We start from the raw sequence: 13,696 nt of genomic DNA, 5'->3' as shown, positions 1-13,696 counted from the left end.
GGGAATTCGATTAAGCTACAGTAATTTTTTGTTCAACATATTCAAGCACTTGCTTTAATACGTCGTCAATACCTACGCCGCTTGTATCAATAACAAGTGCGTCTTCAGCTGGTACTAACGGTGAGGCGGCACGATTAATATCGCGGTCATCTCGCTCGATAATTTCAGCTAAAAGGCGGTCGATTTTAACATCGAAGCCCTTGTCCTGCAACTGATTATAGCGTCTTTGCGCCCGTTCTTCAGCGGATGCAGTTAAAAAGATTTTTACCGGCGCGTTGGCGAAAACTACCGTGCCCATATCGCGACCATCGGCAACGAGACCTGGCGCGGCACAAAATGCACGTTGACGACGTAATAATGCTTCGCGAACTCGCGGTAGTGCAGCCACTTTAGAGGCAGCATTTGAGCATTCTTGAGTGCGAATGGTGCTGGTCACATCCTCGCCTTCTAAAATGACCTTAATGGCATCGTTATCGGTGCCTGTTAAAAACTGTACGTCAAGATGGGCTGCTAACAGTGTTAATGCTTCTTCGTTTTCTAGTTCGACATCATGATGAATAGCGGCTAACGCCAACACACGATAAATTGCACCACTGTCTAATAAATGCCAGCCTAAATGCTGTGCCAATAATTGGCATATCGTCCCTTTCCCTGCACCGCTAGGGCCATCAACTGTGATCACTGGAGACCGTTCAGACATAATTTCCTCCGAAAAAATCTATCTTCCCTGAAAGTAAAAAGGGGTTTACCAAATTAAGCGCGCGCATTGTATAACAAATAAATGTTAATTACTGATGAATTTTAAATAATTAAAACCAAGATCGCCCTTTTACATTGTAAAGAAACATTCCAGGGCGACAGCTATACCGCCGTAATAAATTTATTTAGCTAAGCGGCTAAACTGGGCAAAATAATCTGGAAATGTTTTAGAGGTACAGTCTGGATCGTTAATGGTTATGCCACAATCTGCAAACGCCATCATAGAAAAACACATCGCCATACGGTGATCGTTGTAGGTATCGATATCGGCCGTGTTTAACTGAGCCGGTGGCGTAATGGTTATGTAGTCATGACCTTCATCAACAATTGCGCCTACTTTGCGCAGCTCTGTCGCCATTGCGGCTAAACGGTCGGTTTCTTTAATGCGCCAATTGTAAATATTAGTCAGTTTAGTCGTGCCTTTAGCAAACAGCGCTGCGGTAGCAATGGTCATCGCCGCATCTGGTATATGGTTCATGTCCATTTCGATGGCTGTTAACGGTGATTTACGGGCAATAATGTAATCATCGCCCCACTCAATATCGGCGCCCATTTGCGCTAACGCATCGGCAAACTTCACATCACCTTGAATACTTAAGCGCCCTACACCAGTCACTTTTACTTCACCGCCTTGGATAGCACCGGCAGCTAAAAAGTACGAAGCAGATGACGCATCACCTTCTACTAACACTTTACCGGGTGACACATACTGTTGACCGGATTTAATTTCAAAACGCTGATATTGATGGTTAATCACGTCAACACCAAACTGTTTCATTAAGGCAATGGTAATGTCGATATAAGGCTTAGACACCAACTCGCCTTTAATTTTAATGTTTACGCTGTCTCTGGTTAGCGGTGCAACCATCAATAAAGCCGTTAAAAACTGGCTCGACAAATCACCGGCAATTTCAACGTCACCGCCGTTTAGTCCCGTTGCATTAATGGTTAATGGTGGAAAACCATCGTTTTTAAGGTATGTCACATCACCGCCTAATTGACGCAGTGCATCGACTAAGTCGCCAATAGGACGCTCTTCCATACGAGGCTCACCGGTTAACGTGAATTCGCCCTGACCTAACGTCAATGCCGCGCACAAAGGGCGCATTGCGGTGCCAGCATTACCTAGAAATAAATGCTGAGCGGTGTCAGACGATAGTGGTCCGCCGTTGCCTTCAACCACGCACACGGTTTTGTCGTCGCTTAAACTGTACTGAACACCCAGTTGCTTCAACGATGCCAGCATATAACGAATGTCATCTGAATCGAGTAAATTGGTGAGAGTGGTACTGCCCTTGGCAAGTGTCGCTAACAGTAATGCACGGTTAGAAATACTTTTAGAGCCAGGAATATTAATTTCGCCGTTGATGCATGTAATTGGGTTAAGACGCAGTTGCTTCATTCGCTTTCTTCTTTTGCTACAGATTAACCTCAGATTAATCTTGGTGGTAAACATCACTCAGTTATTGCCAAACAGCGTAAATCAAGTGGCACAAATTCATTACAGTGTTCATTTTTTGCGAGCGACGCATTGATGTTTATAAAATACGGATCGCCACCGTGATATCAAGCATAAAATTGAATATTTATGTCGTTAACACCGTGACTGCACGTTAATATCGAACAAACACTGTAATGGAGCACCATTACAGCAGATAATCTCTCGATATGACAGTATTATTTGTCCGTTCATTTAAGTTTCCAATTGAAAAAATCTCAATGAGCAATTAATTATCTACGCAACCAATTATGACTTTAACTCTGTGTTTAAAGCGCGTTATGCTTAGTGCAAATAGTCAATATAAGGTTCCATTCATGTTTGATACCCTTAAAGCCTTACCGTCTGATCCCATTTTGGGGCTTTTGACACAATATCGCGAAGACAGCCATCCCAATAAAGTGGATTTAGGTGTTGGGGTTTATAAAGATCCTGCTGGTCACACTCCTATTTTAGACTGTGTTAAAGCTGCAGAGAAAATTCGTTTAGACACCGAAACCACCAAGGTCTATATCGGCCCAACGGGGTCAGCCCCCTTTAATCAGTTAATGGCTGAATTAGCCTTTGGTGCCAGCCACAGTGCGCTTATAGCCAACCGAGTACGTACAGTATCAACCCCAGGCGGAACCGGTGCTTTGCGCGTAGCGGCTGACTTTATTGCTCGTTGTAATCCTAATGCGGTTTTATGGGTGAGCGACCCGACATGGGCCAATCATACTGGTTTATTTGAAGCGGCGGGTATCACTGTTAAAACCTACCCATACTACGATTACGACACCAAGAGCCTCAAGTTTGAGCAAATGATCGCAACCTTAAACACCATAAGTAAAGACGATGTGGTGTTATTACACGCGTGTTGTCATAACCCAAGTGGTATGGATTTAACGATCGAGCAATGGGACGAAGTGGTTAAGGTTACCGTTAAGCAAGGATTTACACCGTTAATCGACATGGCTTATCAGGGCTTTGGTGATGGTGTTGACGAAGACGCTTACGGTGTGCGCCAAATGGCTGCGGTAGTTGAAAGCATGATTTTATGTAGCTCGTGCTCTAAAAACTTTGGCCTTTACCGTGAACGCATCGGTGCTTGCACCCTTGTGGCAAAAGACAGCGCTACGGCAGATATCGCGCAATCAGTGTTGTTGTATGTGATCCGTTGTATTTACTCTATGCCGCCTGCTCATGGCGCAGCTATAGTCGAAACGATTTTAGGTAACCCAGCCCTTAAACAGCAATGGTTAGACGAGCTTAAAGTGATGCGCGACCGTATTAACGGCAACCGTGAGATGCTGGTTAATCAGCTAATTGCTAATGGTGTTGAACGTGACTTTAGCTTTATTGCACGTCAAAAAGGCATGTTCTCATTTTTAGGGGTAACCCCTGAACAAGTTGCGATGTTAAAACAGCAATACAGTGTGTATATGGTCGGTTCAAGCCGTATTAGCATTGCGGGTATTAGCGAAGCAAACGTTGATTATTTGGCAAAATCAATCGCAGCAGTCATCAAATAGCGTCTGGTTGAACTGACTCTAATAATAAAGCCGACTCTTTGAAAGTCGGCTTTATTTTGTCTGATGCTAAATAACTTAAAGCAGTAAACTAGCTAAAATTTGGCCAACTCTCAAATGGTTGTTTTTCTAACACCATGTTGCCATTTTCATCTTTAGAGATGTTTATCCACGCTTGCCAGTTTTCGTAATCAATATCAGGACAATCTAAACGGTAATGACTACAGCGACTTTCTTTGCGCATAATGGATGCTTTGAGTTTCATCTCTGCGGTGATGATCATATTTTCAGTTTCGTGCGCTAAGCGAAGCGTATGTAAATCGTCAGCCATTAACATAGGTACATGGTGCTCATTAAGCTCCTCAACATACGCTAACGCGGCTTGCATCATTCGTTCTTTTTTGATGTAAAGTACAAAGTTTGGGATCATCACCCCCTGCAACACTTGAGTCACCCAAGCGGGGCTATAGCCGCGGTCCCGCTTTAATGGCGCTAAAATTTGTTGATTAACCAATGCCAAATATTGTTCAGACACATCCAACTTACTGGCCATGCCGAGACTGTCATTGGCTGCCGCAGCTCCTGCAATAGCCCCTTGTACAGCAGACCCCGCTAACGATGAGCCTATTTGGGTATAAATACCGCCCGACATATAAGAACCTAAGGCATCACCTGCCGCATATAACCCAGGAATAGTCGACAACCCTTGTGCATTGATTGGCACCAAGCCTTCAGATTTATGGATGGCCATCCCGGCACTTGAGCCGCCAACTTGCTCTCCGCCCATACCTGGTGGGCCTGAATGGCCTTTACTTGACACCAAGCTGCGTAAAAAGCCTTGCTCTGGTGGTTTAGGTGGAGGCCCTGATTGCTTAAATGCTGCTGGCACAAATGGCCCTGCTGGAAAAACATCTTTGTGGCTTTTATCTGGTTGTGTAACCGTCTCTCCTGGGCGTTGAGGCCTAGGTGGCATCATCATGACGGGCGCACCTTGCGTGTACGCTTGATAATTCATGTCTACACCCAAGTGATGGTTGATTTGCGCTGAGGTGATTGATGGTTTTTCTTCAATTTGTCCATGCCAGTTATCGTAGCTTGACCCCGAATTTTTTGCCGAGCCCGGATGACCATCGTTCCATTCTTTACCAGTGACTTTAGCGCCTATTTTATAGGCCATGATAGTACCATCGTGGGTTAAGTCGCATACCGGGAAACCATTGGGTTTAAACCCACCAGAGCCGGTGCATAATACGACGGTTTTTGCATGGTAATGCACGATTTTTTGTTCATCTAAACTAAAGCCTGATGCGCCAACAACTCGGCCATCTTGTTTGAGCAGATGAGTGATCATCATGCGCTCTTCAATCGGTATATTACGCTCGCTTAGCGGCTTCATAAAACTGTGATTATAGAGTGGTGAGTCGAAAAATCCCCAATCCTTTAATTCTTGTACCCGCGCATAAGAATGTTCGGCCAGTTGTCTGGTAAACACCGGGTTGTTGGTTTGTATGGCCGATTCTGTCACAGCGTCAACAAACTCATCAATGCTCATCCTAGCATTGGCTTTATCGTAACTAAAAATACCTTTGGCAAAAGGGGTTAAGCCTGAACTGCCGACACGCCCTTTAGACACCATTAAGACGCTAGCGCCGGCATCGTGGGCTTTAACTGCTGCAAACACACCAGCCATACCTCCGCCAATAACCAATACATCAAGGTGGCGATTTTCAACCGTAAAATCATGCGTATCAATTTTAGGTTTATTTTCTTGTGCGGGTGCATCAAACGCAATATTGGCTAATGCTGCGGCCCCAGCAATGCCACCCGCAATACCAATAAACTGGCGACGCGATAAATGAGCTTTAGGGTTCATCATTACCTCCAAGAAACCATAACGGGGATACTTTTATCGGGCGTGATTGTGATAGCCCCAACGGGGCAATACAGTCTACATAAATGACAAATTTGACAATCTTCCGGATAACGTATTTCTGCTTTATTCGTTTCTTTATTCATATGGATAACATCGGTTGGACAACTTTTAACGCAAGCCTCACAACCAATACACCCAGAAATTTGTTTAATCGGCATATTGCGCTCCTAAAATGCAAGTTGTTCAAAATGGATTTGTGGCTGAGTGATACCTAACTGGTGTAAATGGGTTGTCGTTGCAGAAATCATCCCCTTTGGCCCACATATGTAAAACGACCATTGTGATTCTTTTCCTGTTGTCATAGTGGTATTAATCAGCGTTTGATTAATCAACCCTGGGACGAGGTGACGCGGTAGGCTTTCATCATGCACATTTAACTGTTCACATATTAGTTTCACTTTAAAGTTGCTCATGGATTTTTCGAGTTCGACTAACTCATCGACATACACCATACGCGCCTGATTACGGTTAGCATAAAGTAGACGGATCGGACGTGGATCCTGCTGTGCTTCAAGCTGACGTAACAGACTTAACATAGGTGCAATCCCCGCTCCGCCAGCGATTAATGTGATACCACTTGCAAGCTGGCTTTGATCTAATGTCAAACTGCCGTATGGGCCATCAACAAACACGGTTTGGCCTACCGTTAGTTGTTCAAGTGACGAGGTATAATCCCCTAATGCTCTGATAATAAACCCTAATTGGCCTTGCTCTGCACCTTGTACAATTGAAAATGGATGTTGCTCTACGCTGTAAGGGTTGCCCGTGGTATTGAGCCACACAAATTGCCCAGGTTGATATGCCAACGCATTGGAGGTGGTCGGTGCAATATTGATTTGCCAATCACACTCATTGATTTTTTCAACATGAGATATCGCATAAGGATGTTGCTTAATAAAACGCGGTTTAATGACATAATTGTAAACAATCAATGTCATACACACGGTATAAAGCAGCCACCAAATGACATTAAACTGCTGATTATACTGGCCATGACTGCCTACCGTAGTGATATGCAATGTTGCCAGTGTAGCGATAATGCTAAATCCAATCACATGCAGTAATCGCCAGGTTTCATATGTGATATTGAGTTTATCTTTCAACACCGACATCAACACCCACACCGCCATCGCTAACCAAGCTAGCATCCCTGTTAATAGATGTTGTGAGGTAATTGCACTGACAAAACTGACACTAAAATCGTCAAACGACATCATTGCTTTGGGCAGCAAAATCAATATGGGATGTAAGAAAAAGAACACGCCTAAATACTGCCCGAACTGTTTGTGCTTGGTGATCCCCCAGTCAATATTGGCGAACAAAGGTAACGGTTTGATGCGTCCTGCAAGGGGAAATTGCAAAAAGAACGCACTCATTGCGACTAAGTTAACCGCGCTTAATAAACGGGTATATAGACCTTCAATTTCCATACCTAAAAGCTGTGCCATAACAAACGGCACGATCATGAAAAAGAAGTAAGCCACTGCCAACTTGGCCGATTTAGGTATTTGTAATGGGTTAATACTGGCCTTATGGATAGGCGTTTTAGTTACTGTTGGGGTGGTCATTGGGTTCTCCATGAGTGTCAGCACCATGGAAAGACTATAAATCTTATGCGGTTAAAAAGGGGTTAACAAACACGTATTTAAGCGTAAAACTGTGCAAAGATAAGTGATGACGTATCCACATTTACACTAGGGCCTGTTGAACTTTGCTGGTTTAATGTATTCGAGTTAAAAACATTTTAATCGAGACGAATGGATTGATGCCTGGTCATCTAAGCAACTCTTTATTTGCAAAGAGTCATTCAACAAAGAGTAAAACGTTTTTAGCCGAACCCTTCGGGCAGCGTTTGTTGGCCATTTTTACGGCGTTATCGACTTTTTATGTAGAATAACTACACCTCTAAGTCTCTGCCGCGCACTTGTATATGAGTAATGGCCAACAATTCGCTGCAAAAACAACCTTGAAAAATCAACAGGCCCTACACAAAACAAAAAAGATCCTTTCGGGATCTTTTTTGATTTTACACCTCAATCGAGGCGTGATGAATCGCAACAGCCGTTAAGCGTGTTGCGTGGCAAATTGGTTCATAAAGTTGACCAGTTTTTGCACACCCGCTAATGGCATTGCATTATAAATGCTGGCGCGCATGCCGCCGACAATACGATGACCTTTTAGGGCAACTAAACCGGCCTGTTCTGCTTGTTTTAAAAACTCACCATCAAGCGCGTCATTAACCAATTGGAACGTCACATTCATGCGTGAGCGATTGTGAGGCGCAACACCATTTTTATAAAAAGGATTTGAATCGATACAATCATACAATAATGCCGCTTTTTGCTGATTGACTTCAGCCATGGCACTCACGCCGCCATTAGCCGCTAACCAAGCAAATACTTCTGATGCGAGATACCATGCAAACGTTGGTGGCGTATTAAACATGGAGCCATGCTCAACCGCCACACGATAATCCATGATTGAAGACTGTGGTAACGCTGGTAACTTAAGCATGTCGTCACGCACAATCACTATCGATAAACCTGATGGGCCAATGTTCTTTTGCGCACCAGCATAAATAAGGCCATATTTACTGACATCAATATCATGCGACATAATGGTTGATGACAGATCGGCCACTACTGGCCATGGGCTGTCCAGTTCTTCAAATATTTCAATACCGTCAACCGTTTCATTAGAGCAGTAATGCACATAACGGTAGTCTTTATCGATAGCATTAAGATCGGGTAAGTTAACTTGGTTTAGCCCGTCAACTTTTTCAACAATATTAAGGCTGTCTATTTGGCTTTCGCCGACCAATTTATGTGCTTCAGTTACCGCAGCTGAAGACCATTGGCCACTCACGAGGTAAAGCGCTCGGCCGTTGTCACCTAAAAAGTTGTTCACCACGTTAGAAAACTGAGCGCGGCCACCACCGTGCATAAATAACACGTGATAGTTTTTAGGAATGTGCATTAACTGGCGCAATGTCGTTTCGGCTTGCTCAGTTAACGCAATAAACTCTTTACTCCGATGGCTTATTTCCATCACGGAGACACCAAGACCATTCCAATTGATTAATTCCTGTTGTGCTTTTTGCATTACAGCTTGAGGTAACATCGCAGGACCCGCACAGAAATTATAAATCGCGCTCACAGACAACTCCTTGATTCAGTTTGTACTCATAGCAATCATATGCACTGTCGACAAAAAATCAGCATATGATGATATCATAATAGCCGTTAATACTAAGGGCTTTATTCGTTATTGAATAGGCCTTTATCTGCCTATTTTGATGAATAATTTTCCGCAAAATAAAACGAGCGCCATTAGGCGCCCGTTATTGATGTTTGATGACACGTTCAGGTTATTCCTGCTCGTCACCTTCTGCATCATCAGCTACATCTGTTGCAGATTGCTGAGCTGACGAATCTTCGGCGACTTCGCCTTCAATCACATCGGCAGGCACAATCACATTGCCATCTGCATCAAGCAGTTCTTCAGTTTGAATTTCTTCAATACGCTGTAAGCCAACAACTTTCTCGTCTTCAGCAGTACGAATAATGGTCACGCCTTGGGTGTTACGGCCAATGACTGATACGCCTTCTGCCGGCGTACGAACCAAGGTGCCTTTATCACTGATCAACATGATTTCGTCAAACTCGCCCACTTGTACTGCACCCACTACAGAGCCATTACGCTCACTCACTTTAATGGATACAACACCTTTAGTGCCACGGCTCTTCGCTGGGTATTCACTTAGCTCAGTACGCTTACCATAACCATTTTCGGTTACGGTTAAGATTGCGCCATCACCCTTAGGTACAATCAGTGATACCACTTTTTGCCCTTCTTCAAGCTTAATACCACGCACACCGGTTGCAGTACGACCCATTGGACGCAGTGCAATAATTTCTTCACCGGTTTCAGCATCAATCTTCACTTCACCAGTTTCAGAATCGCGGGCTTTTTCGTTAAAGCGAACCACTTTACCTTCGTTAGAGAACAACATAATGTCGTCGCTACCTTCAGTAATATCAACGCCAATTAGTTGGTCGCCATCTTTTAGGTTCACAGCAATAATGCCGTTTGCGCGAGGGTTACTGTACGCAGTTAATGCCGTTTTCTTCACGGTGCCGTCTGCGGTTGCCATGATGATGTATTTGTCATCAGCGTATTCACGTACAGGTAAAATCGCAGTAATACGCTCACCATCAGCCAGTGGTAATAAGTTAACAATTGGACGACCACGTGCTGTGCGGCTCGCAAGCGGTAACTGGTACACTTTAAGCCAGTACATTTTACCAAAGTCAGAGAAGCACAAAATGGTGTCATGGGTGTTAGCAACCAGTAGTTTTTCAACGAAATCTTCGTCTTTAACTTTGGTTGCAGCCTTGCCTTTACCGCCACGGCGTTGTGCTTGGTAGTCAGACAATGGCTGATACTTGGCATAACCTAAGTGAGATAAAGTGACCACAACGTCTTCTTCATTGATTAAGTCTTCAAGACTCATGTCAATTTCGTTAGCGTTAATCACGGTACGACGGGCATCACCATATTGTTCTAGAATTTCTTCTAGCTCTTCTTTGATGACTTCCATTAAACGCTCAGGACTACGAAGGATCAATAATAACCCTGCAATGAGCACTAATAGATCTTCGTATTCAGCTAAAATCTTGTCATGCTCTAAACCGGTTAAACGGTGTAAACGTAATTCAAGAATCGCTTGCGCTTGTTGCTCGGTTAAATAGTATTTGCCGTCACGGATACCGAATTCAGGCTCTAACCATTCAGGGCGTGCAGCATCATCGCCAGCTTTTTCAAGCATGCCTTGAACATGGCCTAATTCCCACCCTTGAGCGACTAACTTCACTTTCGCTTCAGCTGGTGTTGGAGAGGCTTTAATTAAGGCAATGATGGGATCGATGTTAGCCAATGCAATTGCAAGCGCTTCAAGAATGTGAGCACGTTCGCGAGCTTTACGCAGTTCAAACACGGTACGACGTGTCACCACTTCACGGCGGTGAAGAATAAAGCACTCAAGCATTTCTTTAAGGTTAAACAATTTAGGCTGACCATTGGTCAATGCCACCATGTTAATACCAAAAGAACACTGCATTTGCGTTTGAGCATACAAATTGTTTAATACAACTTCGCCGACTTCGCCGCGCTTGATTTCAATCACGATACGCATACCGTCTTTGTCAGACTCGTCGCGTAAACCGCTAATGCCTTCAATCTTTTTGTCTTTAACTAACTCAGCAATTTTTTCAATGAGCTTAGCTTTGTTCACCTGATATGGAATTTCATGAACAATAATACGTTCACGGCCATTATCTTCGGTTTCAATTTCAGCTTTAGAACGCATCACCGCGCGGCCGCGACCGGTTTTGTAAGCATCAATAATGCCTTTACGACCGTTAATCGATGCTGCTGTTGGGAAATCAGGGCCTGGAATGTATTCCATAAGCTGTTCAATCGACAAGCTAGGCTCTGCGATTAAAGCTAAACAGCCTTGAACAACTTCAGTTAAGTTGTGTGGCGGAATATTGGTCGCCATACCCACCGCAATACCTGATGAACCGTTAATTAACAGGTTAGGTACACGTGTGGGTAATACTGCAGGAATAAATTCTGTGCCGTCGTAGTTAGGAACAAAATCGACGGTTTCTTTTTCGAGGTCGGCAAGTAACGAGTGCGCCAACTTTTGCATCCGGATTTCGGTGTAACGCATTGCTGCGGCAGAGTCACCGTCAACCGAACCAAAGTTTCCTTGCCCGTCAACTAAGGTGTAACGAAGCGAGAAAGGTTGCGCCATACGAACAATCGTATCGTAGACAGCGGTATCACCATGTGGGTGATATTTACCGATTACATCACCAACAACACGAGCGGATTTTTTATATGGTTTGTTCCAATCGTTTTTTAATTCACTCATGGCGAACAATACGCGACGGTGAACTGGTTTTAAACCGTCACGGACGTCAGGTAATGCACGACCTACAATTACACTCATGGCGTAATCAAGGTAAGAATTCTTAAGTTCGTCTTCGATATTAATTGGCGAAATAGATGATGCCAGATCAGTCATAAACTGCGCGTTCCCCTAAAATTAGCTGACAATAAATGTTCCATATTATTATCTAGCTTAAAAACGTGATTTGGCATTCTAACACAGATATTTATTGTCGCCAGAGCAAACACCGGCCAAATGTACTATGCAGGGCAAAATTTATAAAAAAGCCAATATTTTCAGCAAACTTAGTTTAGTCTCTTACTAATATATGCCGACATATAAGCCAATCTGCTGCAGCTTTAAGCGCTTTGGTTTATAAAAATAGTCAGCGACAATGCTGAACGGTGATTTTATAACCAGCGCAACCTGGCAAAAGCACATTGTTGACTACTATTCGCTAAGGTTATCGTTATAATAACCGCCATACATTATTAGACACTTAGGTTAGCTTATGTCACACGCTGAACGATTAACGGCCAATGTTGATCCACAAGAAATCGCAAAATTTGAAGCCATGGCACAAACTTGGTGGGATCTTGATGGTGAGTTCAAGCCACTGCATTTACTCAATCCATTGCGCTTAAATTATATTGATCAAACCTCAGGCGGCCTATTTGGTAAAAAAGTATTAGATGTTGGCTGTGGTGGCGGGATTTTATCTGAAAGCATGGCACGTATCGGTGCAAATGTAGACGGTATCGACATGGGCACAGAACCATTAGAAGTGGCTAAGCTACATGCGTTAGATTCTGGGGTAACAGTAAACTACCTTAAAACGACCGCAGAAGAACACCGCGATAACCACCGCGAATACTATGATGTTGTGACCTGTATGGAAATGCTTGAGCATGTTCCCGATCCACAATCGGTTATCCAGGCGTGTTGCGACATGGTTAAACCTAACGGATTTGTGTTTTTCTCGACCATTAATCGCAATGTGATGTCTTACCTGCAAACCATTATTGGTGCAGAATATCTATTGAAAATGTTGCCTGTCGGCACTCACGACCACAGCAAGTTTTTACGTCCATCTGAACTCATGGCACTCGTAGATAACACTGATTTATTGTGTAAAGACGCCCTCGGCATTACCTACAATCCACTTTCTGGGGTATTTAAATACACCAGTAGTGTTGATGTTAACTACATGATTGCCACACAAAAAATCGACTAAACATTTTGTCAGTTTAACAACACCGATAAATGGTAGATTTATCGGTGCTCTGCTCTTCAATTTCATTCCACTCAGGATAAAAGGAATCATTCAGTGCATAAAAATGATGTCAAAGGTGTGCTATTTGATCTTGACGGTACACTTGCTGATACTGCCCCAGATTTAATCTATGCACTTAATTTAAGTTTAGATGATGCCGGTTTTAGTGCTCAACCCCTTGAAAAAATGCGTCATGCCGCGTCCCATGGCAGTTTATTTCTGGTTAAAACCGCGATTCCTGATGCCGATGAAGCCTTACAGCTCAGTATTCAGCAAGGACTGCTACAACATTATGGCCGCATCAATGGTCAGTACAGTCGTTTATTTGATGATTTACCAGAGTTGCTCACTTTATTAGACCAACAAGGCATTCCTTATGGAGTGGTCACCAACAAACCTGCACGTTTTGCTCGGCCACTGGTTGATAAACTAGGCTTAACGCCTCACCTTAAAGCGATGGTAAGCGGTGACAGTACTCGCCACGCCAAACCCCATACGGCGCCAATGTTGTTAGCGGCACAGCAAATCGCTATCCCGCCAGAGCATATTTTATATCTTGGTGATGCTGAGCGTGACTTAGTGGCCGCTGACAATGCCAACATGCATGGTGGCGTTGCATTATGGGGATACTTGTCTGCAGCTGACAATCCACATTTGTGGCCTGCTAAACGCCAATTTGAACACGGCGCGTCGTTAAAGCAATTTTTTGTTGAATAAACCAGTGGTGAATTGCAACCAAATTAAGAATGATTGTACTCAATTGATTACG

The 13,696-nt window shown here is 43.7% G+C and carries 10 protein-coding genes; 3 read left to right on the top strand and 7 right to left on the bottom strand.

The genetic code is table 11. From position 1 onward, the window contains the following. Positions 1-10: 10 nt before the first annotated feature. Together cmk and aroA are read right to left on the bottom strand one after the other, a co-directional pair. Positions 11-700 (bottom strand): (d)CMP kinase, encoded by a 690-nt coding sequence (cmk, locus tag PQR79_RS04495; protein WP_238103886.1) that lies wholly within the window; start codon positions 698-700, stop codon positions 11-13. A gap of 180 nt (positions 701-880) precedes the next feature. Further along, the gene (gene aroA, locus PQR79_RS04490) at positions 881-2,161 is read right to left on the bottom strand and encodes a 3-phosphoshikimate 1-carboxyvinyltransferase (RefSeq protein WP_238103887.1); all 1,281 of its coding nucleotides are present in this window, start codon (positions 2,159-2,161) and stop codon (positions 881-883) included. Between the two features lie 413 nt (positions 2,162-2,574). On the opposite strand from aroA, the gene PQR79_RS04485 reads away from it, so the two are divergent. Beyond that, on the top strand, positions 2,575-3,768 hold the full coding sequence (locus tag PQR79_RS04485) for an amino acid aminotransferase (RefSeq protein ID WP_238103888.1): 1,194 nt from the start codon (positions 2,575-2,577) through the stop codon (positions 3,766-3,768). Positions 3,769-3,856: 88 nt separating this feature from the next. Here PQR79_RS04485 and PQR79_RS04480 read toward each other — a convergent pair whose 3' ends face one another. The 5 genes from PQR79_RS04480 to gyrA all read right to left on the bottom strand — a co-directional run bounded on the left by PQR79_RS04480 (position 3,857) and on the right by gyrA (position 11,789). Beyond that, entirely contained in the window at positions 3,857-5,641 is a 1,785-nt protein-coding gene (locus tag PQR79_RS04480) for an FAD-dependent oxidoreductase (RefSeq protein WP_238103890.1), read from the bottom strand. Beyond that, entirely contained in the window at positions 5,641-5,856 is a 216-nt protein-coding gene (locus PQR79_RS04475) for a 4Fe-4S dicluster domain-containing protein (RefSeq protein ID WP_137227248.1), read from the bottom strand. The genes PQR79_RS04480 and PQR79_RS04475 overlap by 1 nt, the downstream gene beginning before the upstream one ends. A 9-nt stretch (positions 5,857-5,865) precedes the next feature. After that, entirely contained in the window at positions 5,866-7,266 is a 1,401-nt protein-coding gene (locus PQR79_RS04470; RefSeq protein WP_238103892.1) for a ferredoxin reductase family protein, read from the bottom strand. A gap of 496 nt (positions 7,267-7,762) precedes the next feature. Further along, positions 7,763-8,854 carry a 3-phosphoserine/phosphohydroxythreonine transaminase gene (serC, locus tag PQR79_RS04460; RefSeq protein WP_238103893.1) on the bottom strand — a complete coding sequence of 364 codons (1,092 nt, stop codon included), beginning with the start codon at positions 8,852-8,854 and terminating at the stop codon, positions 7,763-7,765. 211 nt (positions 8,855-9,065) lie between these two features. Beyond that, complete coding sequence (gene gyrA, locus PQR79_RS04455) at positions 9,066-11,789, bottom strand: DNA gyrase subunit A (protein WP_238103894.1); 2,724 nt, start codon at positions 11,787-11,789, stop codon at positions 9,066-9,068. Positions 11,790-12,165: 376 nt separating this feature from the next. On the opposite strand from gyrA, the gene ubiG reads away from it, so the two are divergent. Next, complete coding sequence (gene ubiG / locus PQR79_RS04450) at positions 12,166-12,888, top strand: bifunctional 2-polyprenyl-6-hydroxyphenol methylase/3-demethylubiquinol 3-O-methyltransferase UbiG (RefSeq protein WP_238103895.1); 723 nt, start codon at positions 12,166-12,168, stop codon at positions 12,886-12,888. 93 nt (positions 12,889-12,981) lie between these two features. Next, on the top strand, positions 12,982-13,644 hold the full coding sequence (locus PQR79_RS04445; protein ID WP_238103896.1) for an HAD family hydrolase: 663 nt from the start codon (positions 12,982-12,984) through the stop codon (positions 13,642-13,644). Positions 13,645-13,696: the final 52 nt, after the last annotated feature.

The sequence above is a fragment of the Shewanella metallivivens genome, assembly GCF_028750675.1.
GTDB lineage: Bacteria > Pseudomonadota > Gammaproteobacteria > Enterobacterales > Shewanellaceae > Shewanella > Shewanella metallivivens.
Note: the sequence above shows the minus strand (reverse complement) of the source record. Positions and strands in the feature narration are given on the sequence as shown.

What these genes read in the sequence shown, in the direction of transcription:
- cmk (WP_238103886.1), bottom strand. Translation starts at nt 700, where the DNA reads ATGTCTGAACGGTCTCCAGTGATCACAGTTGATGGCCCTAGCGGTGCA.
- aroA (WP_238103887.1), bottom strand. Translation starts at nt 2,161, where the DNA reads ATGAAGCAACTGCGTCTTAACCCAATTACATGCATCAACGGCGAAATT.
- PQR79_RS04485 (WP_238103888.1), top strand. Translation starts at nt 2,575, where the DNA reads ATGTTTGATACCCTTAAAGCCTTACCGTCTGATCCCATTTTGGGGCTT.
- PQR79_RS04480 (WP_238103890.1), bottom strand. Translation starts at nt 5,641, where the DNA reads ATGATGAACCCTAAAGCTCATTTATCGCGTCGCCAGTTTATTGGTATT.
- PQR79_RS04475 (WP_137227248.1), bottom strand. Translation starts at nt 5,856, where the DNA reads ATGCCGATTAAACAAATTTCTGGGTGTATTGGTTGTGAGGCTTGCGTT.
- PQR79_RS04470 (WP_238103892.1), bottom strand. Translation starts at nt 7,266, where the DNA reads ATGACCACCCCAACAGTAACTAAAACGCCTATCCATAAGGCCAGTATT.
- gyrA (WP_238103894.1), bottom strand. Translation starts at nt 11,789, where the DNA reads ATGACTGATCTGGCATCATCTATTTCGCCAATTAATATCGAAGACGAA.
- ubiG (WP_238103895.1), top strand. Translation starts at nt 12,166, where the DNA reads ATGTCACACGCTGAACGATTAACGGCCAATGTTGATCCACAAGAAATC.